20 protein-coding genes and 2 rRNA genes are annotated in these 25,800 nt (G+C 39.2%); 1 reads left to right on the plus strand and 21 read right to left on the minus strand.

Annotation, left to right across the window (positions count from 1 at the left end; genetic code table 11):
- Positions 1-69 precede the first annotated feature (69 nt).
- From NSQ18_RS06510 to lysS, 3 genes are all read right to left on the minus strand, one after another.
- Positions 70-2,996: ribosomal RNA gene (locus NSQ18_RS06510) — 23S ribosomal RNA — on the minus strand.
- A gap of 137 nt (positions 2,997-3,133) precedes the next feature.
- Positions 3,134-4,686, minus strand: a 16S ribosomal RNA gene (locus NSQ18_RS06515).
- The 16S and 23S rRNA genes sit together here, the layout of an rRNA operon.
- Before the next feature lie 609 nt (positions 4,687-5,295).
- Positions 5,296-6,795, minus strand: a complete 1,500-nt coding sequence (gene lysS / locus NSQ18_RS06520; RefSeq protein WP_172597811.1) for a lysine--tRNA ligase — start codon at positions 6,793-6,795, stop codon at positions 5,296-5,298.
- 192 nt (positions 6,796-6,987) lie between these two features.
- Here lysS and NSQ18_RS06525 point away from each other — a divergent pair, with 192 nt between their 5' ends.
- Entirely contained in the window at positions 6,988-7,464 is a 477-nt protein-coding gene (locus NSQ18_RS06525) for a DinB family protein (protein WP_016838823.1), read from the plus strand.
- A gap of 92 nt (positions 7,465-7,556) precedes the next feature.
- On the opposite strand, the gene dusB is transcribed toward NSQ18_RS06525, so the two are convergent.
- The 18 genes from dusB to NSQ18_RS06615 form a co-directional block, all read right to left on the minus strand.
- Positions 7,557-8,573, minus strand: coding sequence for a tRNA dihydrouridine synthase DusB (dusB, locus tag NSQ18_RS06530; protein WP_016838824.1), 1,017 nt, complete (start codon positions 8,571-8,573; stop codon positions 7,557-7,559).
- 77 nt (positions 8,574-8,650) lie between these two features.
- The gene (gene folK, locus NSQ18_RS06535) at positions 8,651-9,154 is read right to left on the minus strand and encodes a 2-amino-4-hydroxy-6-hydroxymethyldihydropteridine diphosphokinase (protein WP_016838825.1); all 504 of its coding nucleotides are present in this window, start codon (positions 9,152-9,154) and stop codon (positions 8,651-8,653) included.
- Positions 9,144-9,515, minus strand: coding sequence for a dihydroneopterin aldolase (gene folB / locus NSQ18_RS06540; protein ID WP_016838826.1), 372 nt, complete (start codon positions 9,513-9,515; stop codon positions 9,144-9,146). Before folB ends, folK begins: the two co-directional genes overlap by 11 nt.
- A gap of 19 nt (positions 9,516-9,534) precedes the next feature.
- Positions 9,535-10,398, minus strand: a complete 864-nt coding sequence (folP, locus tag NSQ18_RS06545; protein ID WP_016838827.1) for a dihydropteroate synthase — start codon at positions 10,396-10,398, stop codon at positions 9,535-9,537.
- Positions 10,399-10,642: 244 nt separating this feature from the next.
- The gene (locus NSQ18_RS06550) at positions 10,643-12,214 is read right to left on the minus strand and encodes an IS1182 family transposase (RefSeq protein WP_016839668.1); all 1,572 of its coding nucleotides are present in this window, start codon (positions 12,212-12,214) and stop codon (positions 10,643-10,645) included.
- Positions 12,215-12,518: 304 nt separating this feature from the next.
- Positions 12,519-13,448: a cysteine synthase A gene (gene cysK / locus NSQ18_RS06555; protein WP_016838828.1), complete on the minus strand. Its 930-nt coding sequence runs from the start codon at positions 13,446-13,448 to the stop codon at positions 12,519-12,521.
- Positions 13,449-13,567: 119 nt separating this feature from the next.
- Entirely contained in the window at positions 13,568-14,515 is a 948-nt protein-coding gene (locus tag NSQ18_RS06560; protein WP_016838829.1) for a peptidyl-prolyl cis-trans isomerase, read from the minus strand.
- Entirely contained in the window at positions 14,493-15,380 is an 888-nt protein-coding gene (gene hslO / locus NSQ18_RS06565; protein WP_339289480.1) for an Hsp33 family molecular chaperone HslO, read from the minus strand. Before hslO ends, NSQ18_RS06560 begins: the two co-directional genes overlap by 23 nt.
- 16 nt (positions 15,381-15,396) lie before the next feature.
- On the minus strand, positions 15,397-16,164 hold the full coding sequence (locus NSQ18_RS06570) for a type III pantothenate kinase (RefSeq protein ID WP_016838831.1): 768 nt from the start codon (positions 16,162-16,164) through the stop codon (positions 15,397-15,399).
- A 126-nt stretch (positions 16,165-16,290) separates the two neighbouring features.
- Positions 16,291-18,342, minus strand: coding sequence for an ATP-dependent zinc metalloprotease FtsH (ftsH, locus tag NSQ18_RS06575; protein WP_016838832.1), 2,052 nt, complete (start codon positions 18,340-18,342; stop codon positions 16,291-16,293).
- Positions 18,343-18,476: 134 nt separating this feature from the next.
- Positions 18,477-19,019: a hypoxanthine phosphoribosyltransferase gene (hpt, locus tag NSQ18_RS06580; RefSeq protein WP_016838833.1), complete on the minus strand. Its 543-nt coding sequence runs from the start codon at positions 19,017-19,019 to the stop codon at positions 18,477-18,479.
- A gap of 121 nt (positions 19,020-19,140) precedes the next feature.
- Positions 19,141-20,550 (minus strand): tRNA lysidine(34) synthetase TilS, encoded by a 1,410-nt coding sequence (gene tilS / locus NSQ18_RS06585; protein ID WP_016838834.1) that lies wholly within the window; start codon positions 20,548-20,550, stop codon positions 19,141-19,143.
- 22 nt (positions 20,551-20,572) lie between these two features.
- Positions 20,573-22,954 carry a SpoIIE family protein phosphatase gene (locus NSQ18_RS06590; RefSeq protein ID WP_096549922.1) on the minus strand — a complete coding sequence of 794 codons (2,382 nt, stop codon included), beginning with the start codon at positions 22,952-22,954 and terminating at the stop codon, positions 20,573-20,575.
- A gap of 526 nt (positions 22,955-23,480) precedes the next feature.
- Positions 23,481-23,906, minus strand: coding sequence for a S1 domain-containing RNA-binding protein (locus tag NSQ18_RS06595; protein ID WP_016838836.1), 426 nt, complete (start codon positions 23,904-23,906; stop codon positions 23,481-23,483).
- 227 nt (positions 23,907-24,133) lie between these two features.
- Positions 24,134-24,556: a septum formation initiator family protein gene (locus NSQ18_RS06600; protein WP_016838837.1), complete on the minus strand. Its 423-nt coding sequence runs from the start codon at positions 24,554-24,556 to the stop codon at positions 24,134-24,136.
- 47 nt (positions 24,557-24,603) lie between these two features.
- Positions 24,604-25,098, minus strand: a complete 495-nt coding sequence (yabQ, locus tag NSQ18_RS06605; RefSeq protein WP_339289484.1) for a spore cortex biosynthesis protein YabQ — start codon at positions 25,096-25,098, stop codon at positions 24,604-24,606.
- Positions 25,095-25,394, minus strand: a complete 300-nt coding sequence (gene yabP / locus NSQ18_RS06610; RefSeq protein WP_016838839.1) for a sporulation protein YabP — start codon at positions 25,392-25,394, stop codon at positions 25,095-25,097. The genes yabQ and yabP overlap by 4 nt, the downstream gene beginning before the upstream one ends.
- Positions 25,395-25,506: 112 nt before the next feature.
- Entirely contained in the window at positions 25,507-25,797 is a 291-nt protein-coding gene (locus NSQ18_RS06615) for an RNA-binding S4 domain-containing protein (RefSeq protein WP_016838840.1), read from the minus strand.
- Positions 25,798-25,800: the final 3 nt, after the last annotated feature.

Below are 25,800 nucleotides of genomic sequence, written 5' to 3' on the forward strand. Positions count from 1 at the left end.
CAAAGAATTGCAAGTGTTTTTTTAAAATAATTTTTGTTCTCTCAAAACTGGATAACGACATTGAAATGATTGGTTAAGTCCTCGATCGATTAGTATCCGTCAGCTCCACACGTCACCGTGCTTCCACCTCGGACCTATCTACCTCATCGTCTTTGAGGGATCTTACTTGCTTATGCAATGGGAAATCTCATCTTGAGGGGGGCTTCATGCTTAGATGCTTTCAGCACTTATCCCGTCCACACATAGCTACCCAGCGGTGCCTTTGGCAAGACAACTGGTACACCAGCGGTGTGTCCATCCCGGTCCTCTCGTACTAAGGACAGCTCCTCTCAAATTTCCTACGCCCACGACGGATAGGGACCGAACTGTCTCACGACGTTCTGAACCCAGCTCGCGTACCGCTTTAATGGGCGAACAGCCCAACCCTTGGGACCGACTACAGCCCCAGGATGCGATGAGCCGACATCGAGGTGCCAAACCTCCCCGTCGATGTGGACTCTTGGGGGAGATAAGCCTGTTATCCCCGGGGTAGCTTTTATCCGTTGAGCGATGGCCCTTCCATGCGGAACCACCGGATCACTAAGCCCGTCTTTCGACCCTGCTCGACTTGTAGGTCTCGCAGTCAAGCTCCCTTATGCCTTTACACTCTGCGAATGATTTCCAACCATTCTGAGGGAACCTTTGGGCGCCTCCGTTACCTTTTAGGAGGCGACCGCCCCAGTCAAACTGTCCACCTGACACTGTCTCCCAAGCCGATCAGGCTTGCGGGTTAGAATTTCAGTACAACCAGGGTAGTATCCCAAGGGCGCCTCCAGGGAAGCTGGCGCTCCCCCTTCTACGGCTCCTACCTATCCTGTACAAGTTGCACCGAAATTCAATATCAGGTTACAGTAAAGCTCCACGGGGTCTTTCCGTCCTGTCGCGGGTAACCTGCATCTTCACAGGTACTATAATTTCACCGAGTCTCTCGTTGAGACAGTGCCCAGATCGTTACGCCTTTCGTGCGGGTCGGAACTTACCCGACAAGGAATTTCGCTACCTTAGGACCGTTATAGTTACGGCCGCCGTTTACTGGGGCTTCAATTCGGAGCTTCGCTTGCGCTAACTCCTCCTCTTAACCTTCCAGCACCGGGCAGGCGTCAGCCCCTATACTTCACCTTACGGTTTTGCAGAGACCTGTGTTTTTGCTAAACAGTCGCCTGGGCCTATTCACTGCGGCTCATCAGGGCTTGCACCCCAATGAGCACCCCTTCTCCCGAAGTTACGGGGTCATTTTGCCGAGTTCCTTAACGAGAGTTCTCTCGCTCACCTTAGGATTCTCTCCTCGACTACCTGTGTCGGTTTGCGGTACGGGCACCTCCCGCCTCGCTAGAGGCTTTTCTTGGCAGTGTGAAATCAGGAACTTCGCGCGTAACGCGCTCCCCATCACAGCTCAGCGTATTAGGAAGCGGATTTGCCTACTTCCACGCCTTGCTGCTTGGACACGCTCGACCAACGGCGTGCATTCCCTATCCTCCTGCGTCCCCCCATCACTCAAACGGCGGGGAGGTGGTACAGGAATATCAACCTGTTGTCCATCGTCTACGCCTTTCGGCCTCGACTTAGGTCCCGACTAACCCTGAGCGGACGAGCCTTCCTCAGGAAACCTTAGTCATTCGGTGGATGGGATTCTCACCCATCTTTCGCTACTCATACCGGCATTCTCACTTCTAAGCGCTCCACCAGTCCTTCCGGTCTGACTTCGACGCACTTAGAACGCTCTCCTACCACTCGTGCAACGCACGAATCCACAGCTTCGGTGAATCGTTTAGCCCCGTTACATTTTCGGCGCAGCGTCACTCGACCAGTGAGCTATTACGCACTCTTTAAATGATGGCTGCTTCTAAGCCAACATCCTGGTTGTCTAAGCAACGCCACATCCTTTTCCACTTAACGATTACTTTGGGACCTTAGCTGGTGGTCTGGGCTGTTTCCCTTTTGACCACGGATCTTATCACTCGTAGTCTGACTCCCGTGTATAAATAGCTGGCATTCGGAGTTTGTCTGAATTCGGTAACCCGAGGTGGGCCCCTAGTCCAAACAGTGCTCTACCTCCAGTATTCTTCACACGAGGCTAGCCCTAAAGCTATTTCGGAGAGAACCAGCTATCTCCAAGTTCGATTGGAATTTCTCCGCTACCCACACCTCATCCCCGCACTTTTCAACGTGCGTGGGTTCGGGCCTCCAGTGAGTGTTACCTCACCTTCACCCTGGACATGGGTAGATCACCTGGTTTCGGGTCTACGACCACGTACTCAAAACGCCCTATTCAGACTCGCTTTCGCTGCGGCTCCGCATTTTCTGCTTAACCTTGCACGTAATCGTAACTCGCCGGTTCATTCTACAAAAGGCACGCCATCACCCGTTAACGGGCTCTGACTACTTGTAGGCACACGGTTTCAGGTTCTCTTTCACTCCCCTCCCGGGGTGCTTTTCACCTTTCCCTCACGGTACTGGTTCACTATCGGTCACTAGGGAGTATTTAGCCTTGGGAGATGGTCCTCCCGGATTCCGACGGAATTTCACGTGTTCCGCCGTACTCAGGATCCACTCAGGAGAGGATGGATTTTCGACTACAGGGCTTTTACCTTCTCTGGCCGTCCTTTCCAGAACGGTTCGTCTAACCCATCCTTTTGTAACTCCGTATAGAGTGTCCTACAACCCCAAGAGGCAAGCCTCTTGGTTTGGGCTGTTCCCGTTTCGCTCGCCGCTACTCAGGGAATCGATTTTTCTTTCTTCTCCTCCAGGTACTTAGATGTTTCAGTTCCCTGGGTGTGCCTTCTTAACGCTATGGATTCACGTTAAGATACTGTTCCATTACGAACAGTGGGTTCCCCCATTCGGAAATCTCCGGATCAAAGCTTACTTACAGCTCCCCGAAGCATATCGGTGTTAGTCCCGTCCTTCATCGGCTCCTAGTGCCAAGGCATCCACCGTGCGCCCTTAATAACTTAACCAAAATTAAGAACTTTACAGTAAATATCTTGCTTTCAATGTCGTTTATCCAGTTTTCAAAGAACAACACTATAACTTTGAAGGTCATAAACCTTCAAAACTGAACACAAAACGCTAATGCTTCCGTAAATATCCTTAGAAAGGAGGTGATCCAGCCGCACCTTCCGATACGGCTACCTTGTTACGACTTCACCCCAATCATCTGTCCCACCTTCGGCGGCTGGCTCCCGAAAGGGTTACCTCACCGACTTCGGGTGTTACAGACTCTCGTGGTGTGACGGGCGGTGTGTACAAGGCCCGGGAACGTATTCACCGCGGCATGCTGATCCGCGATTACTAGCGATTCCGGCTTCATGCAGGCGAGTTGCAGCCTGCAATCCGAACTGAGAACGGTTTTTTCGGATTGGCTCCGTCTCGCGACTTCGCGACCGTTTGTACCGTCCATTGTAGCACGTGTGTAGCCCAGGTCATAAGGGGCATGATGATTTGACGTCATCCCCACCTTCCTCCGTATTTGTACGGCAGTCTCCTTAGAGTGCCCAACTGAATGATGGCAACTAAGGACAAGGGTTGCGCTCGTTGCGGGACTTAACCCAACATCTCACGACACGAGCTGACGACAACCATGCACCACCTGTCACCGCTGTCCCCGAAGGGAAGGCTATGTCTCCATAGCGGTCAGCGGGATGTCAAGACCTGGTAAGGTTCTTCGCGTTGCTTCGAATTAAACCACATGCTCCACCGCTTGTGCGGGCCCCCGTCAATTCCTTTGAGTTTCAGTCTTGCGACCGTACTCCCCAGGCGGAGTGCTTAATGCGTTAGCTGCAGCACTAAGGGGTGGAAACCCCCTAACACTTAGCACTCATCGTTTACGGCGTGGACTACCAGGGTATCTAATCCTGTTTGCTCCCCACGCTTTCGCGCCTCAGCGTCAGTTACAGGCCAGGAAGCCGCCTTCGCCACTGGTGTTCCTCCATATCTCTACGCATTTCACCGCTACACATGGAATTCCGCTTCCCTCTCCTGCACTCAAGTCTCCCAGTTTCCAATGACCCTCCCCGGTTAAGCCGGGGGCTTTCACATCAGACTTAAGAGACCGCCTGCGCGCGCTTTACGCCCAATAATTCCGGACAACGCTTGCCACCTACGTATTACCGCGGCTGCTGGCACGTAGTTAGCCGTGGCTTTCTAGTAAGGTACCGTCAAGGTGCAGCCAGTTACTACTGCACTTGTTCTTCCCTTACAACAGAGCTTTACGATCCGAAGACCTTCTTCGCTCACGCGGCGTTGCTCCATCAGGCTTTCGCCCATTGTGGAAGATTCCCTACTGCTGCCTCCCGTAGGAGTCTGGGCCGTGTCTCAGTCCCAGTGTGGCCGATCACCCTCTCAGGTCGGCTACGCATCGTCGCCTTGGTAGGCCGTTACCCCACCAACAAGCTAATGCGCCGCGGGCCCATCCTATAGTGATAGCAGAACCATCTTTCAACATCAAAGCATGCACTTTGATGTATTATCCGGTATTAGCACGCGTTTCCGCGAGTTATCCCAGTCTATAGGGCAGGTTACCCACGTGTTACTCACCCGTCCGCCGCTAACCTCATGAAAGCTAGGCTTTCAATTGGTTCGCTCGACTTGCATGTATTAGGCACGCCGCCAGCGTTCGTCCTGAGCCAGGATCAAACTCTCCATAAAAGAAAATTTGATTTGCTCAAAATTTAATGTCCGAATCTAGTTTGTCAACGAGGGTTAACAACTAGATAATTTATTGCATTAACGTTTTGTTGTTCAGTTTTCAAGGTTCATTCTTCTTTTTTTGAAACAACTCTTTAATTATATCGTTTACCAACTCGTTTGTCAACAACTTTTTTTGGATTTTTTCATTTTTTTATCACTTTCGTTAAGATCTTTATTAGAATTACTTTCTCTTAGCGACAGCTTTTATATATTATCACCTTACCTAATCAAATGTCAACATATTTTTCAACATTTTTTATCTAGCGTTATAAATTATTTTACATTTAATTTTTTTATTGTTTGAAAACAATATCCCCTTATATCATTGAACTAAAAATGATATAAGGTCTCTAAATAAAATCAAATAATGTAAAACTCCCACACTATTCTGATGTAAGAAAAGAATTAGACTAATGAATCAACAATAACCACAGATTTAGGAATACAAAAAATTACGTTGAATGAAAGCGATTAAGGATTTCATCTTTCATGTCTATAAAAAGTTGGCTGTCTAGAGATTTTCTAGACAGCCATAGATTGAACTAATGATTTTCTATAACCAGCTAATTAATCTCTTGGACGCATTGTTGGGAATAATAATACGTCACGAATGGATTGAGAATTGGTTAGTAACATAACTAATCGGTCAATACCGATACCTAATCCACCTGTAGGAGGCATTCCATATTCTAAAGCCTCGATGAAATCTTCATCCATATCATGTGCTTCGTCATTTCCTGCTTCTTTTTCAGCTAGTTGCGCTTCAAAACGTTCGCGTTGATCGATTGGATCGTTCAATTCTGTAAACGCATTTGCATGTTCACGACGAACGATAAATAATTCAAAACGGTCTGTGAAGCGTTCATCTTCTGGATTTTTCTTTGCTAATGGCGAAATTTCAACAGGATGTCCGTAAACGAATGTTGGTTGTACTAATGTTTCCTCTACTTTTTGCTCGAAGAACTCGTTAATGATGTGTCCCACTTCATGCATTTCTTGAATTTCCACACCATGTTCTTTCGCTAAACTTCTCGCTTCTTCTAATGTCATAGGTTGCCAGAAGTCTACCCCGGTTACTTCCTTAATTGCATCAACCATATGCACTCGTTTCCATCCTGGTGAAAGGTCTATTTCTTCTTCACCGTATTGGATTTTCGTTGTACCAAGCACCTCTTGTGCTACATGAGAAATTAAATTTTCCGTCAATTCCATAATATCTCGGTAATCTAAATATGCACCGTATAGCTCTAATAATGTAAATTCTGGATTGTGACGTGTTGAAATACCTTCATTTCGGAACACTCGTCCTATTTCATATACTTTTTCGAGTCCGCCAACAATTAAACGTTTTAAATGCAATTCTAATGCAATACGTAAATATAGATCCATATCTAATGCGTTATGATGCGTAATGAATGGTCGAGCAGCTGCCCCTCCAGCAACAGTGTGTAAAATTGGCGTCTCTACTTCCAAATAACCTTGTCCATCTAAATAGTTTCGAATAGAACGAATAATTTTTGAACGAGTAATAAACGTCTCTTTGCTATCAGCATTCGTCATCAAGTCTAAGTAGCGTTGACGATAACGTTGTTCAACATCTTGCAATCCATGGAATTTTTCAGGCATTGGGCGCAGTGATTTCGTTAGGAAAGTAAATTCGTTTGCTTTTACGGAAAGCTCCCCTGCATTTGTTCTGAAAACAACTCCGCGGATGCCCACGATATCTCCTAAATCTGCATGTTTAAATAAATCGTATGCTTCATCGCCTACTCGGTCTTGACGAACATAAATTTGAATCTGGCCAGCCAAATCTTGAATGTGGGCAAAACCAGCTTTCCCTTTCCCACGTTTTGTCATAATACGACCTGCGATGACTACTTCATCATTTTTTTCTTCTAGCTCTTCTTTCGTAAATACATCAAATTGTTTGAAAACATCTGAAGACAAGTGTGTGCGCTCGAAACGTTGGCCAAATGGATCGATACCTTTTTCACGAATATCACTTAACTTTTGGCGTCTCACCAAAAGTTGATCATTTAATTCTTCAATGTTTGACACGTCTTTCACTCCTCATAATTTTAAAACGTTCTGTTCATAGTCCACAATGTATCTATTGTACACAATTTCTATCTTCTCTTCATCATTTTTGAAAGATTTTTTTAGTTCCCTTATATTTTTGATTAGGGTAATTTTTCTACTTTTGTATATAATGTTCTTATATTCAGATAAAAGATTCAACTTTTTGAGAGAGGTGTTTCCATGTATCGTAAAATAGACGATTTTATAAAAGATTGGCAACACAATAGTGCGGGTACTATAGCAATTATGGAATCCATTACGGAAGATAAAAAGTATGTTGCTATTGTTGAAGGTCATAATTCTCTTGAATTTTTAAGCTGGCACTTAACAAATGCCCCTTTATTCTTTTGCGGATTAATAGGGCAATCACTAAATGTCCAAATCAATCCATCTACACCGCCAACTACAATGAAAGAAATCATTGACGAATATAAAAAAGTAAACGAAGAAGTTGTAAATGCGGTTAAGAAACTAGATGATAGTTCATTAGAAAAAGAAGTGGATATGATTGGACAACCTACTGCGATTGGAGCAGTACTACGCATGCTTATTGATCATCAAACTCATCACAGAGCACAGATGCAAGTATTATTAAGACAAGCTGGCCTACCTGTACCGGGTGTCATGGGACCAACAAAGGAACAATCAAACGCATAATCTTACCAATTCAGGATAAGCCGCCTCAGTTGTTGAGACGGCTTTTTATATTGCTTAATTAAGCGCTTCACAATAATCGTAACCATTAGTTTTCACACAACATGCATCTCTCGTTCTTGTTGCTCTCTACTTTGTTCAACCACGTTATTTAAAATTGCACGCAATTCTTCGGCTGTTTCAACTTGATTAATCGCATTACGGATAATGCCATTGCCACGAATCCCTTTTAAATACCAAGCTGCATGTTTACGCATTTCACGTACGGCAACAAATTCACCTTTTAATTTTATCAAACGATCAAAGTGTAATAAACAAACGTCTATTTTTTCCTGAACAGATGGCTCTGGTTTTAACTCACCTGTTTCGAGGTACTGTACGGTTTGATAGATCATCCATGGATTTCCTAACGCAGCTCGACCAATCATCACCGCGTCTACACCCGTCTCATCCAACATTCGTTTTGCATCTTGTGGAGTTTCTACATCGCCATTACCGATTACAGGAATGTTTACATTTTCCTTCACTTGGCGAATGATTTCCCAATTCGCTTTCCCTTCGTACATTTGAACCCTTGTACGACCATGAACGGCTACAGCACTGCCGCCAGCTCTTTCAATCGCTTGGGCATTTTCAACAGCAAAAATGTGTTCATCATCCCAACCAATCCGCATTTTTACCGTCACCGGTTTCTCCACCGCATCAACAACTGCCGCTACCATTTCATACACTTTATCCGGATTCAGTAACCACTTCGCTCCTGCTTCACATTTAATAATTTTATTTACAGGGCATCCCATATTGATGTCAATAATATCCGCGTTCGTATGTTGATCTACAAACTTGGCCGCTTCAACGAGGGTTTCTTTTTCACCCCCAAAGATTTGCAAGGCGATTGGTTTTTCCCTTTCATCTATATAAAGCATGTCTAACGTTTTTTTATTGCGTAAAATAAGTCCTTTATCACTGATCATTTCAGCATAAACAAGACCCGCACCGAATTCTTTAACCGTTAGCCGGAAAGCAACGTTACTCACTCCTGCCATTGGAGCTAGTACTACACGGTTTGCCATCACGATATCTCCTATTTGGAACGGCTTTTTCTCTTCCATGGCCTATACCTCCTTTCCATAAAAGTGTTTTTATATCCGTCACTACTTCATAGTGTCGAGTGTCGTAATACGTATTGTTACAAAGAAAAATAATCCTTCCACTTTTTAATGCCCTCTTTTTCAAGGTTGATATTCTTTAATGCTGCCTCCGCTTGAATCAACTTTTCCGAGTATGGCTTAGATGCAATATCTAACAGCGGAACCAATACGAAAGCTCTTTCAAACATTCGAGGATGTGGAATGATTAAATTCTCTGACTCAATATTGTCGTTATTAAATAATAAAATGTCAAGGTCAATAATTCTTGGCCCCCAGCGGATATTGCGAACCCGACCGAGATCATTTTCAATTAATTGACAGGTCTGTAACAATTCAATAGGTGAAAGTATTGTTTGTGCATAAATCGCAATGTTTAAAAAAGAGGGCTGATCAACATACCCCACTGGAGCCGTTTCGTAAATTGGGGATATTTTTTTTATCCATATCCCCTCCTTACTTTGAAGCAAATCAATGGCAGATTTTAAATTGTTTTCCCGATCTCCCAAGTTTGTACCTAAAGATAAATAAACATCATTCACCATAATGACCCCTTACTATTTCAACAGCTACTTCTTTATAATGGCCTGGAATAGGTGGATCTGGTTTAATTAGTTCCACTTTGCATCCAAACACTTGTCCTTCATATTTTTGTAAGATTGATGAAGCAATGGTTTCTGCAGCTGCTTCAATTAATTGGAAGGGCTCTCCTTCCATGATTGATTTGCATAATTCATACACTTCTACATAATTCACTGTATATTGCAGGTCGTCTGTTTCCCCTGCCTTTTTCGTATTGACCGCAAGAGATACTGTAACTCGAAAACGCTGCCCTAACATTGTTTCTTCAGGTAATACACCGTGATATCCATAAAATTGCATATCTCGCAAATGTATATAGTCCATAATAGACCTCCTATCGAAATTAGTGTCTCTCAGGAAGTTCATTTTTCACTTCAAATTTCCCCATCAATGCATCAATCATTTTCACGGTTCTTGCTATTTCTTTTACATCATGCACTCGAACAATATGACAACCTTTCATGACACCATATGCACATGTCGCCGCAGTACCTTCTACTCTTTCATGTAATGGAACATCTAAAATAGTGCCAATCATTCGTTTTCTCGAAGTCCCCAACAAAACGGGGTATCCCAATTCTGCAAGTTCATCTAATCGTTGCATCGTTTCAATACTTTGCTGCAAGTTTTTCACAAACCCTATTCCCGGATCAAGTATGATATGCTCGTCTGGAACACCAGCTGCTTTCACAATATCAATACTTTCTTTTAAATCATTTAAAAAATCTTCGAAGTAATTTTTGTAATTCGTGTTCTCTCGATTATGCATTAGAATGATAGGTGCATTATATTCAAAAGCCACTTTGGCCATTTCCGGATCTGCCTTCGCGCCCCAAATATCATTAATGATATGGGCACCAGCTTCCAATGCCGCACGAGCAACCGCTGATTTGTAAGTATCAATTGATATAATGGCAGGTACTTCTTCTCTCAAAGCTTTAATCACTGGCACGACACGAGCAATCTCTTCTTCATCAGGAATACGAGTATAACCAGGTCGTGTCGATTCTCCACCCACATCAATAATCTTCGCACCTTCCTGAACCATCTGTTTCGCATGTGCAATTGCGGCATCGATTGAATTATACTTTCCCCCGTCAGAAAAAGAATCGGGTGTTACATTTAAAATCCCCATCACAAAAGTTTCTTTTGTATAATCGAGCTCTATATTATTAATTGTTAACGGTTTACTGTATTTCGATAACATCTTCGTACACTCCTTTATCAATAAGAGGACTACTCATTCGCCTTCATTACATTCTAAACAAGTATATCATTTTCAAAGTCAAAGCACTCAATACTTTTAAATCTAAAATTCGGTGTAATCATATAACATGTTTTTCGTCAAACAAAATGAGGTTGGGACATAAGTATTTTTCAACCTCAAAAATAAGGGGTGAGTTGTTTGAAACAGCTCACCCTTTTACAATTTCATCCAATTCATGAGGGTTTTACACCCCTCGTAGTGCATATTTTCTTAAATTTGTGGCCATTAGGGCAATTCCCATTTCAATTTTTACTTTGAATTTTCCTCGAACGGAAAATCGTGTGAATCCCAAAATAGCCTTCAGAAATCCAAAAACTGGTTCTACATCAATTTTACGTTGATGATAGATTTCGGCAGTTTCAGGCTCTGAAAGCTTTTGTTGTACATATGCTTTTTGTTGTTCCCATTTCAAATTTATACGCAATCTTCGATTCGTACTTTCTTTTGCTTTCGTACATAAATGACGGATTGGACAACCTGTACAATCTTCACACTCGTACACTTTAAATTGACGAACAAATCCAGAAGAATCCTTACGTGTCGAAACAAATTTAAATGAAAGAGTTTTTTGATTCGGACATATATAGGTATCATTTACTTCATCATATATCCAATTGCTTGGTTTAAATGGGTCATCCTTGTATTTTTTCTTCTGCTCTTTTTCATACATCCCATATTTAATCAAAGGTGTTCGTTCTCGTTTTATCATAATGTCATCATAATTCGGTTCACTACCATATCCAGCATCCGCAACTATATATTCTGGTAAATCAAAATACCGTTCTTCAATCGTATCCAAGAAAGGTGTCAATGTTTTCGTATCTGTTGGATTTGGAAATACATCATAAGCAAGTGTAAATTGATTTTCTGTTGCGATTTGGATATTGTAGCCTGCTTTTAATTGTCCATTTTTCATATAGTCATCTTTCATTCGCATAAATGTCGCATCGTGATCCGTTTTAGAATAGCTGTTACGGTTTTGTAGAATCTCCAAATCATTTTGATACTTTTCTTTGCGTGCAATCCAATCATTCACTTGCTTTAATATCTGTTTTGGTGTTTTCCTTTCACTACGTAGTCGTTTTCGTTCCACCGGATCTTCAGAAGCTTCAATTTTTGTAGAATAGTCATCGACTACTTTTTCAAGAGATGATGCTACTTCTTTTAGTTCTTCTACTGAAAGCTCTTCTTCATTTTCACGTTCAATTGCTGGTAAGACTTGTTCTTCAAGTAAACGGTCATAGACTTCATTTGATTTTTTAATTAAATTGGCATGATGCTTTTCGATCGACTTTTTCCATACAAATGTAAATTTATTTGCGTTCGCTTCAATCTTAGTACCATCAATAAAAACGGCTTTTTCATCTATTAATTTTTCTTCAATAAGTTGACAACGGAATTGTACAAAACATTGACGGATTAATTCTTGCATTTGGGGATGTACACGAAAACGATTAATGGTACGATAGCTTGGTTCATATCCTTGAGCTAGCCACATCATCCGAATGCTATCTTTTGTTAAATCTTCAATACGACGACCTGAAAAGACAGATTGCGTATAACCACACAAGATAATTTTTAACATCATTCGGGGATGATAGGATGGACAACCAGTTTCTTTATAAAACGGAGCGAAAGCTTCGTCTGGAATGCTTTCGACTAAATGATGAATATGGTAGGCAATATCATTTTCTTGTAATATAACTTCTAAATCTATAGGTAAAACTAATTGATTCATGTTATAATATTTAAACATAAAGAGGCTCCTTTCTAAGATTTTGTTGTGGTGACTTAATTTTATCAAAAGAGCCTCTTTTTTTGTTTATATAAATTTAAGAAAGTTAAGTTGTTCGACGTGGAGGCCGCGACTCCTGCGGGAACAGCACGAGCCTCAAGACCCCGCAGGTGCGAGGTACGAGTACCGAGGAGGCTTGAGCCGTGCCCGCGGAAAGCGTCGGCCGGAACGGAGAACAACGTTTTCCATAAAAAATCGTCACTTCATGAAAAATCATAAGTGACGATTTTTTATTAGCTAGGGTTTTGTCCCAAGCTCTTTCTTATTAGTCTTCGAAATTGTATAAAGCTGTTGATAAATAGCGTTCACCATTAGATGGAACAATCGCTAATACGTTAGAACCTTTGCCTAAACGTTTTGCAGTTTGAATTGCAGCGTGAATAGCAGCACCTGATGAAATACCGCATAAAATACCTTCTTCACGACCTACTTTACGAGCTGTTTCGAATGCTGTTTCATTATCAACTTGGAATACAGAATCGTAAATTTCTGTATTTAACACTTTTGGTACGAAACCTGCTCCAATACCCTGAATTTTATGGGAACCTGGATTTCCGCCAGATAAAACCGGAGAGTCTTTCGGTTCAACTGCAATAATTTCAATGTTTGGATATTTTTCTTTTAATACAGCACCTGCACCTGTGATTGTACCACCTGTACCTACCCCAGCAACAAATGCGTCTAATTGCACACCTTCAAATGCTTCCACTATTTCCGGACCTGTTGTTAAGCGGTGGATTTCTGCATTTGCAGGGTTTTCAAATTGTTGTGGCATGAAATAACCATTTTCTTCTGCAAGTGCTGTTGCTTTAGCAATTGCACCTTTCATTCCTTCAGGACCAGGTGTTAATACTAATTCAGCACCATATGCACGAAGTAATTTACGGCGTTCAATACTCATAGTTTCAGGCATTACTAAAATAGCGCGATAACCTTTTGCTGCTGCAATCATCGCAAGTCCAATTCCAGTGTTTCCTGAAGTTGGTTCAATAATTGTGCCACCTGGTTTTAGTCGTCCATCTCTTTCTGCCGCTTCAATCATCGCTAAAGCAATACGATCTTTAACAGAGCTTCCTGGATTAAAATATTCTAATTTTACCCAAACAGTTCCTTCATCTTCAGTTGTAGCATGGTTTAACTTCACGATTGGTGTGCGACCAACTAATTCTGTAATAGAATTATATAATTTACTCATCACGGTTCCCCTTTCATAATACCGACTATTTTTATAGGTTTTTCTTGTTTTAATATTAACCCTACTAATCGTTTGTTGTCAATGAAAATGAGAGTGAAAATTTGTAAAATTTTTAATCATTATTCACCATAGAACCATGTCACATCAAATTCTTTCCAAAACATTTCCGGGGTAATGGATGATGACAGTTGCTCCATCGCTAACCCCCTTTTAATATGATCTTTTACCTCTCCATAAGGGAAAGATCTTCCTTCCATTTTTTCATGTAATTGAACAATTCCATATCGGCCGTCTCTTAATAAAACAGGCTTGCTAATTTCATTTTTATTTAGTTTTTGAAGCGCTTTCAGTATAGCTGGATCTACATTGGATTGATTCGTAATATAGCCAATATCTCCCCCGAGACTTGCCGAAACTTGTTCAACAGAACGTTCCCGAGCTAATACCGAAAAATCAGAACCTTCATTCAGTTCTTTTAAAACACTTTCTGCTTCATCTTTCGTATTCACAACAATTAATTTTGCTCGGTACGTCGTTGGAATATTATATAACGATTCATTTTCTTCATAATAAGATTCAAGCTCTTTTTCATCAATAATAATATCTTTTGTTAATACTTTCTCTAAAATCAGCTGGGACTTAATTTGCTCTTTAAGTTCCTTCTCTCCTAATTGTTGCAACGTTGAATCCATTTCGCTGGAAGAAACCATAAGGGATAGCTCTAAATCAATTTCATCCTCAGTCACGTCAATGCTATATTCTTTCGCAGCCTTTTCCATTACTTTTTGATTCACCATGCGCTGCAATGTATCTTTTCCATAATAACGTTCCATTTCAGCCATCCATTGCAGGCGAGTAATATTTTCACCATCAACGCTAGCGACGATAGTTTCATCGTCGCCAACTTCTTCATCTCCACCTAATGCAAATAACCAAAGAACAAACCAAAAAATATTCCCAACAAATAAAATCGCAAGTAATGTGAGTACAGGTTTTGTTTTTAATCGGCGTTTTGATAGTGGCGTATGTTGAGTCGTAGGTTGGTTAATTTTTTGCCTCGATCTCACGGATAAAACCTTCTAGCTCCTCTTGGCTATAATGATATTTTTCTAAACAGAAGTGGCACTCTGCTTCTGCTCCTCCATCTTCATCAATCATTTCTTGAATTTCTTGTACACCTAGTGACTTAATAGCCACTCCAAAACGCTCTTTTGAACATCCACAGTTAAATTGAACAGGCATAGTTTCTAACACTTTTACATTTCCCTCTCCTAATACTGCATCTAATATTTGTTCAGGGGTATAGCCTTTTTCAATCATTTTCGAAATCGGTTCAACGGATTTTAAGTGGTTTTCAATTGTTTCAATTGTTTCATCATCGCATCCTGGTAATAATTGAATAATAAATCCTCCAGCTGCAAGCACGGAATTATCCGTGTTCACCAGTACACCTAATCCTACTGATGAAGGAACTTGTTCTGATACTGCATAATAATAAGTGAAGTCTTCAGCAATTTCTCCTGAAACGATTGGGGTTTGACCTGTAAACATTTCTCTCAAACCTAAGTCTTTTACAATCGTAATGTTTCCATTCGTTCCAACTGCACGACGTACATCTAGTTTTCCAACTTCATTTAACGGGAAATGAGTTTGTGGGTTCGTGACATATCCCCTTACTTCTCCTTTTCCGTTTGCATCTATCAATATAATACCGATTGGACCCCCACCTTCGATTTTGATTGTAATCTTATCATCGGCATTCATCATTGATCCCATCATAGCTCCAGCAGTCAATGCGCGACCTAGGGCAGCAGTAGCGGTAGGCCATGTATTATGTCTTTTTTGTGCTTCCCCAACAGTATTCGTTGAACGCACCGCATATGCACGAACTTTTCCATCAAATCCTAAAGCTTTTACTAAATAATCTTCCATAACAAATTTCCTCTCTTTAATGATTTCTTTTGTAAATGATATATAAACCTTTTAAAGTTAAAAACTTGTCTACTACATCAATAAGTTTTGTCTCATTTGAAAAAAATTCTGCAAGACCTCCAGTTGCAATAACTAAAGGTTCAATCTTACTTTGCTCTTTCATACGGCTTACAATTCCCTCAACCATGCCAATAAAGCCATAAAAAACTCCCGATTGAATGGAGGTGATTGTATTTTTTCCGATAATGTCAAACGGCTTTGTAATTTCTACTCGTGGCAATTTGGATGCCTTTGTAAATAGTGCATCCAAAGAAATCCTTACGCCAGGAGTTATGGCCCCTCCCATATAATGCCCTTTCTCATTTATGTAACTAAAAGTAATAGCCGTCCCAAAGTCTACTACAATAAGCGGCCTTGTGCCATATTCATGTACGGCAGCAACTGCATTGACAATTCGGTCTGTACCCACTTCCCGCGGATTATCACAAGCGATGTTTAATCCTGTTTTGATGCCAGGCCCTACGACAAGGGGTTTAATGTGAAAATAATTTCGGCACATTTCTTCTAATACATACATAATAGGAGGGACAACGGAAGAAATAATAATGCCACGAATATCGCTAAAGGCGATTCCAGCATAGTTAAAAAAGGCATATAAATGCATTGCATATTCATCGGAAGTTTTATTTTTCTCCGTCTCCATTTTCCAATGATGAATCAATTGCTCATCTTGATAAACTCCTACAGAAATTTTTGAGTTTCCTACGTCAATGACTAATATCACTAAAACCACTTCCATTTTCGTTTGATGAAATCATACCATATTGCATGCAGTTACCTCAAAAAGATTAACCTGTAACGAAAAAAGTAGCATCAGAAAATTTCTGACACTACTTTTATCAAGTATTCATTATTCCTTTTTGCCTTCATTCAAACTATCCGTAGAATTTTCTTTAGGTAAATCATCTGTTGTCGGAGCTTTTTCTTCACCAGCTGCCTCTTGATGAATTTGAGCAGAGCCAGATTTTTCTACAGTAACTTCTTTAGGCTCTTCACTCTCTTTGTTCTCGTCGTCAGCTTGCTTCGGCTCTACTGTTGTGATTTTGATTGTCTCAGCTTCTTCTTCTTCTGTTTTTTCTGGAAGGCATCCGTAATCACGTAAGTGTTCGATTTGCTCAGCATTTAATGTTTCATGCTCCAATAAAGCTTGAGCGATTAAATCTAGCAAATCACGCTTCTCTGTCAATATGCGTTTCGCTCGTTCATATTGCTCATTCACAATTTTTTGCATTTCTTTATCGATTTCAAAAGCGATGGCTTCTGAGTAATTTTGGTCTGTATTAAAATCTCGACCTAAAAATACATTTCCACCTTGTGATGATCCAAATTGAAGTTGGCCAAGCTTTTCGCTCATACCAAACTCTGTAACCATTCGGCGAGCAATATTCGTTACTTTTTGGAAGTCGTTATGAGCACCAGTGGATACTTCTCCTAATACAATTTCCTCTGCCGCGCGACCACCAAGCAAACCAGTAATGCGATCAAGCAATTCTTCTTTCGTTTGGAAGAAACGTTCTTCTTTCGGAAGCATGATAGCATAACCGCCCGCTTGGCCTCGCGGAACAATGGTTACTTTATGAACTTTTTCAGCAGAATCAAGCGTTAAACCGATGACAACGTGACCTGCTTCGTGATATGCAACGAGTTTTTTCTCTTTTGGTGTATAAGTACGGCTCGTTTTCGCTGGACCGGCAATCACTCGGTCACTTGCTTCATCGATATCATCCATATAAATTTTTCGTTTCCCTTTACGTGTAGCAACTAAGGCTGCTTCATTTAATAAGTTTTCTAAATCTGCACCAGCAAAACCTGGAGTTCTTTGGGCAACAGCTTTTAAATCTACTTCTTCCGCCAATCGTTTATTGCGCGCATGAACTTTCAGAATCGCTTCTCGACCTTTTACATCTGGGTATCCAACAGTAATTTGTCGGTCAAAGCGACCAGGACGTAATAAAGCTTTATCTAAAATATCTGGTCGGTTTGTAGCAGCGATAATGATAATTCCTTCATTTACACCAAAACCGTCCATTTCAACTAGCAATTGATTCAATGTTTGTTCACGCTCATCGTGACCTCCGCCAAGACCCGCACCACGTTGTCGTCCAACCGCATCAATCTCATCAATAAAGATAATACATGGCGCGTTTTTCTTCGCATTTTCAAATAAGTCACGAACGCGGGACGCACCGACACCGACAAACATTTCTACGAAGTCGGAACCGGAAATAGAGAAGAAAGGAACACCAGCTTCTCCAGCAACAGCCCTAGCAAGCAATGTTTTACCAGTACCTGGAGGACCTACTAATAAAATACCTTTCGGAATACGTGCCCCCATTTCTGTAAACTTGCGATGGTCTTTTAAGAATTCCACTACTTCTACCAATTCGGCCTTCTCTTCATCTGCCCCTGCAACGTCATCAAAGCGAACTTTTTTCTTTTCAGAATCATAAAGTTTCGCTTTACTTTTACCGAAGTTCATCACTTTATTGCCTCCGCCTTGAGTTTGACTCAAGAGGAAGAAGAATAAAATGATAATGATAATGAATGGAATGATTCCCGTGAAGAATTGAACCCATGCGCTCGATTCAGGGGCTGGTATAAAACTTATTTTCGAATTTTTAATTGCATTGTCTATCTTCTCCATCAGCGCCGGGTTGTTTTGAGGAAGGTTTACAGTGAAAGTTTGTTCTTCATTTCCTGTTAACTCACCTTCACCAACTAGAACACCCGCATCTGGCTGAATATTTAACGATTTTATTTTCCCTGTCTCTAAAGCATTAATAAACTCATCATACGTTAATTCCTTTGAAGGCGTTGCACCTCCATTAAAGGTACCGAAAATACCTATCACCACAAGAAAAATTAACAAATAAAGTATGGTGTATCGAAATATTCGATTCATCCCCAGCCTCCTCACAACTTAACACAAAAACTATAAGTAAAATCTTAACATACCATTATTTCATCATACAATGAAAAGCACTGATAATGTAGCCTTTTTACATTTTTGTCGTTATTTATACAAAAATACTTACATTAAAAGGAATAAACTTCACTTTTTAATATACCAATATATGGTAGGTTTCGGTATTTTTCTGCATAGTCTAAACCATAACCTACGACAAATCCATCTGGAACTTCAAAACCAACAATATCAGCTTTTAAGTCCACTTTACGGCCAGACGGTTTATCTAATAATGTAACAATTTTAATGGAATTTGCTTTTCGATATTTAAATAAGTCTACTAAATAACTTAGTGTTAAGCCGCTATCTATGATATCTTCGATGATAATGACATCCCGACCTTCTACACTCGTATTTAAATCTTTTAATATTTTTACCTCTCCTGAAGAAACGGTTGCATTTCCATAGCTTGAAACATCCATAAAGTCTATTTCAATATATGATTCAAAACGTTTTATTAAATCTGCCATAAAAGGTACTGCACCTTTTAATACGCCGATTGCTAATGGAAACTTATCTTTATATTCTTCCGTTAACTGGGCGCCAATTTCTGCGATTCTTTCTTGAATTTGTTCTTCAGTAATTAGTATTTTTTCGATATCCTTTTCGATCATAATGTAATGTTCCTCCTAAACAGCGTTGAAAAATTATTTGTTAAATAATTATTTAATTGATGGCAAAATTCTCTTTACATGAATTATAGCCATTTTTAAAAAATATTTTATAAAATTTACCTTATTTGTTGTAAGGAACTTTTTCAACTATCATTACCATATTATCATCAATTCTTTTTGTTCTTGAAAATTGATGATTAGCCCGAACACCTAATACCGATAAAATTTCTTCATTTGAATCTACAAGTATTGGCCAATCGTCTCTTTCAATTAAAGGGATTTTTTCATCAATAAAAAGGCGGGATAATCGTTTCGGCGCTTGCATTCCGTTTAACTGAATTCGATCACCTACTTTTCGCTTCCGAACCTTAAGAGGAAAAGCAATTGCGTTGGAATTGAAATAATATGCGGCTATATCATTTTGTTGGCAGCCCGTTTCATCAGAGAGTTTTCCTATGTATAAACGAAAACCATTTAATACGTTCCATTCCCCAATTTTGATTTGTTGAATATAGTCTTCTTCATTATTGGATGTTTGATATTTAAAGAATGCAATGTCGCCATAACTTCTATTTGCAATAATTTGGTTTGGTAAATGAATTGTTGCGTTCCCTTCTTGGGACTTACATAATTCCAAAATCTTACTATAAATAGCGTAACTTTGGTTGTCTGAAGGTTGATAAAGATAGTTTAATAGTATTAAAATGATTCTTCTTTGTAAAGCAAGTGGCTCTTTTTGAAATGGACGAATATGTAGTATAAAACGATCCTCCATTTTTTCTACAACTGAGGAAAAGCGTTTTTTTGCGAGTTCAAGTAAAAATTCGTCATCTTGTTGCAAATTTTCCGCTAATTGAACCGCATGAATTGCCACCTGTTTATTTTCGTTTTTTAACAATGGAATAATATGATGTCGGAATCGATTTCGAGTATAATCATCCTTCATATTGCTCGCGTCTTCTCGGAAGGAGCCGCCTTTTTCCTGTAAATAATTTGTTATTTCTTCTTTTGTAACCACTAAAAAAGGACGGATTATAGCGCCAACCGAAAACGCTCGTTTTGCGGAAATGCCTTTGAACCCATTGACGTTTCCGGATCTTGCAAGAGACATCAGCATAGTTTCCAACTGATCATCCGCATGATGAGCTGTCACTAGCTTATTGATGTTGTATTGTTTCATGATGTTTGCAAAAAATGCATACCGCTCTCTGCGACAAATCGCTTGAGAATTCCCTCCCTCTTTTTCCAACAAATCTGGAATGGGGATGCTTGTGCTAAAAATCGGAATCCCATGTTCTCTGCAAAACTGTTCCACAAATAGCCGATCTTCATACGAAACTTTCCCTCTCAACATATGGTCCACATGAGCAACATATAAATCAACTTTACATTGTTCTTGTAATTGAATAAAAAAATGAAGCAATGCCATAGAATCAACGCCACCAGAACAAGCGATGAGAAGACGGTCTCCCGCTTCAACTAATTGTTGTTCTGCTATAAAATTTTGCACTTTTTTCTCAAAAGTTACCATCTTCTCACCTCATTTCCTCTAATTAACTAACCGGTCTAAAAACAGCCCATTTTGGCACCACATGTGAAACATTAAAAATAATTACCGTGCAGTCATCTTCCACTTCATACTGGCTTTGATAACTGTCCATCACATCATATAGAAGCGCTTCAATCGGCATTCCAACCCTGATTTTTGACTTTAATAATTTAACAAAATTACGTTCCTGTTCGTCCCAATCATATTTGCTAGAGAACAAACCATCGGAAACCATTACGACATAATCATCAGCTAGCAAATTGACTTTTTCCGTTTCAATGGAGAATACAGGCATGAACCCTACAGGTGCTGATGATCCTTCCACTTTCATTAGCTGCTCTCCGCGCAAAATATAAGTAGACATGCTACCTGCTTTCCAAGACCATAATTCACCCTTTTGTAAATCAACTAATGCAAAATCTATCGTCGCATACATATCAACTTCACGGTTTAGACTAAGGACATAATGCAATGTATGCATAGCAGTCTCTGGATTCATATTATAGCTTAAACATTCCCTCATTAACCTTACCAATCTTCTACTTTCCCGCTTTGCTTCTCGACTTTGACCCATGCCATCCGACAACATTATGGCTACTAATCCCGGATGAATGTGGAAAATGGCATGAGAATCCCCTGACACAACATTAGAGTTTTTCGCTCTACTATATATATCATACTGAATTTTATAGCGAACTGCAGAGCGAAATCTCACTTGAAAATGAGCAAATGGTGTCTTATGATTCGATATTCGATCCACTTGGAACGGTTCAGCAAAGACTTCATATAGAACTGGTAAAATGATTCGTTCACATAATAAATATAAATCGTCTCGAGTATGGTTGTTAATAAAGGAACAAACAATCACACGTTCCCCCAACGTATTATTTAAAACATCAATTTGAAAACAATCAATGTTTGCGCGTTTAAATTCATGGCTTAATTCTTCCTCAATCGTCTTAAATGAAAGCGTCTCGTTTTTCATATCTTCCATCAATTTATTCAAATGATTACTCAAGTCCCTCAATTGCAAAGCAATCATCTTTTTCCCATGATAGAATTGCCCATTCATTTTATCGTTATACAGCTGATAATCAAGTTCTTCCAACAATTTTGACGATTTTACGCATTTTGTTCGAATTTGTTCTTCCGCAAGCATTTGTTCTTTTTCACTTAATCCCGATTTCGCTAGGAACCATCTTCGAATATTTTCATCCATTCCAATATTTTTTTCTCCCCAGCATCTATCATATCGAAAACAACTCATACAAGTGGCACAAGGCTCAATCTTTCGAATTTCACTCACATTCTCAGTTGACGTAAAGCGCTCAAAAACTAATTCTTTCATAAACAAAACAAAACGTTGAAACGTCTCTAACTTTTCCGTTGTATGTTCCGTTAGCCATTCCTGCCTTTTAAGCAATACTTCATCTCGTTTTGGACGAATGATATTTTCCAAAAAGTTTAGCATTTTTTCTGGCAATAATAAAAAGACTACACCCGCTATCAAGACCGATACAAAATAAACGCTATCTAGTGGCAACGTTGAATCATAAAAAAAGAAAAAGATGCTGGGTATTAAACTACCTATTACAGCGCCTACTCTTCCAATCCCTTTACACAACCCGCTCGATACGCCCGTTAAAGCATAAACAGCAATCATTCCCGTGAAAGAAAGCTCTGATATTCCTACTAATGCTCCAATAATAGTTGAAACGCTTGAGGCAACCGTTATTCCACCAGTAATGGCAGCAATGCAAATCGATAAATGCAGAACAAATGTAAAAAGTGAAAAATACGATATCGTTAATGAATGCATCCCAGTTAAAACGACCGCTAAAATTACTAACCCCGCTCCTACCCGCTCATAACTCCAGGAAGCAGACCAAAAACGATAAGGTTCAACGAAAAATAGCTTCACAAAGATTGTCATGAAAAAAGCTAATATCATTTCATAATAAACATACAACTGTACTATGAAAGGAGGGATGCCTATATGCAAAATGCTTTGCCATAACAATTGTCCAAAAAAGATGGCAAGGGCCACAGCAATAGCCATAGGGGGCTTCCAATATCGGAACCGAATCAATAATTCGTAAAAACCAAGTTGCAGTAACAAAATCAAACCTTGCCCTAAACTCAAACTCAATGCACCAATTAACCCGCCGATGAACACTGCCCATTTCTCATTTTCATATCTATTTCGCACGATTGCCCATAATGGTAATAAAAAAGGAACAGCCGCTTCAAACATTACCGCTCTTGATAGAAAAAATGCTAACAACATGAAGAATAAATGAAGAATTAGGCTTACCTTTTTAATAGTAAAACGACTGAAATGCTCTTGCCATGACGACTTTTCATTCAGCATTTGGATATTTGACATATTCCATCCCCCTCATCTATATCATTTGTTTCGGTCTATTATATAAAAGAAGGGATGTAAAATTTGTCTAGTACTGTTCTAGTTTAAAAAAATTGTTCGACGAATTACTTAATAACATAACAAATTGTTAATTTAGGCTAGTTTTTGTCGTTTTTTTTCTTAACATTTGATAACTATAAGGAATTTATTTTGGAATTTTATGCTGATAAAATGAAGAAATTTGGGGTTAATTGGAATTCTAAAGGTTCTTGGAGGAAATAAACTCTTACTCAAATAAGATTGAAAACTACAATTAAGTATTTTTATAAACTAATCCAATTCCATATAATTTTCACAAACTAACTTTCTATAATAAATTTGTTTCGCAACTACAAGTAAAACACTACCAATTAAATAAAAAAAAGTCGACTATTGACGGAATATAGTCGACCCATTTTAACGAATAACCGATTTTGTTATCTGTATTTTGACATTTTCATTGTAAAAAAGATTATTTAAAAATTACTCAATTAAAACAGACAGCAAACTACCCTCTTCTTGCGCCACGTCCACCTCGTTTTGACTCAGTTGCACGTCTTAATGAAGCAAGACGCTCATCACTATCTCTTAAGAATTTCGCCATTTTCTGTTCAAAACTTTCTTTTGATTGGCGTTCGTTTCGTTCATTTGAACGGTTATCACGACGTGGTCTTTGAGGACGTTCAGGTCTTTCAGATTGAGCTTTAGCCTTTCTTATCGATAGGCCAATTTTTCCATCCTCTTCAACATTTAACACTTTCACTTCAACGATATCTCCAACTTTTAGATGATCGTTAATGTCTTTCACGTAGTTATCAGCTACTTCACTAATATGGACAAGGCCCGTCTTACCATCTGGCAGCTCAATAAATGCTCCAAAATTTGTAATTCCTGTGACCTTCCCCTGTAATTTGCTGCCTACTTCAATTGACATAAAAAAAATGCTCCTCCTTAAAATTTAAACGGCTAATAAAATATCGCCAGTAATCATAATTATATAAAATGAGCAAAAAATTTGCTAATGCTCTCTTTTATTATAGCCAACAAAAAAAGAGTGTCAACAAGACAACTCTTTTTCAGCCTGTATTTTTTATTCTCTTCATTTGTTCAACAGTAATTTCTTATTTTTAAATAACGATTTTAATACAGCCTAGAAAAATGTCATTTCTTATTCTTTTTATCTTCTTCATTTTCTTTTTCTTCTTTAGGGATGGTGAAAATGATTTCTCCTTCCTCCGATAAGAAGTATTCTTTACGGGCTAATTTTGCAATATATTCATCATCTTCAAGTTTTTTTATTTGCAACTGTAATAATTCTTGTTCTTTTTTTATTTCTTGAAGTTCTGATAATACCTTTTCTTTTTCAGCTTCTTTTTGCGCTAATCTTTCATTTTGGTTAAAGATCATACTGATTAAACTAATTATGACGACGGATGCGATGACAAAGAATAGAGACAGCCTTCTTCTTAATCGGATTTTTTGCTTCGTCAACTTTTCCATTTGACGATTTGCAGAACGGACATAGTCATTATCTATTTTACGAATATTCATATTCCCATGTCTGTTATTATAATGCTTGGCCACATCCGTCACCTCCTAAATAGTCATTGTATTGTCATTATACTTAGTATTTAACGTTTTTTAAAGATTGCTCTTTTTAAGTTTATAAATTTTCTGTGAAATGGTCTTTTCGCAACCACAAATAGTTTGTAAAAAGGGTTAAATAGTACAATTAAAATTCGAATTACTAGTCTAATAATCCCTTTTATTGTTTTCAGAGTAATTTTTACAATTGCTACTATTGGATTAATAAAAATAATAATAAATACCCTGCCGAGAAACCGGAAAAATGGCTGAAAAAATGATTCATATAGAAAAATACCTAAAATTTGTGATAATGGGTCTACTAAACGCCACTCTCCACCCTTTATTAAAAAGATAATATAAAAGCTTGCAACACCTAGCAGTGCCCAGACGAAAACCTCAACGATTAATGAAAACTTTCGTAATAATGACTTTGGTGAAAAGGCGCTGATGTAAATTCTTGTTGCATCAATAACCGCGCCAATCATAACGCCACTTATCGTCATTATTACGATACTGAAAAATTGTTCGTTAACTGTCATCCAAATAATTTATGGAGGAAGCCTTTAGTTAACCCATTTTCATCATCATCATATTGAAGGGCTTTTACATTTCCTTCTAGTGTTAATAATCCTTTGTCCACATCTAAATGAACAATGCGCAATTCCTCTCCACGAATAAGCAAATGTCCTTGTGATGTTCTTACGTAAAATTCCTCCTGGTCGAATCTTTCAATTTCCTTTACTGATGTCATGTCCATTCTTTTTCTATTTCTCACTGTCACAAGATGATCTCCAGAAGTAATAGTGTAATTGCTTTCCTGATGTATTTGTGTCATTTATCGTTCCTCCTTTAATGGTTTGTTCTGTTCACTTTATGCGGGAAATAAAAAAAGCATGACAACAAAATAGATGTCATGCTATAAAAAAATATTTTTTCTTCTCTTTTTTTTATTCTTCATCATCGATAAATTCTGGTTCGATTTTTTCTAACTTTTCTTCCTTGATTATGGTAAACATTTTACTTGCATCTTCTTTTCGAACATTCTCTTTAATTTCTTCTATGCGAACAGTGACGATTTTTTGTCCAAAGCGGATCATTAGCTCGTCACCTGCACTTACGTTGGAAGAGGCTTTTGCAACTTTTCCGTTAATTGTAATTCGCCCTTGTTCGGCAACTTCTTTTGCCAAGGTGCGGCGTTTAATTAATCGAGATACTTTTAAAAATTTATCTAATCGCATAAC

The organism is Ureibacillus sp. FSL K6-0786 (genome assembly GCF_037965165.1).
Classification (GTDB): Bacteria; Bacillota; Bacilli; order Bacillales_A; family Planococcaceae; genus Ureibacillus; species Ureibacillus thermosphaericus.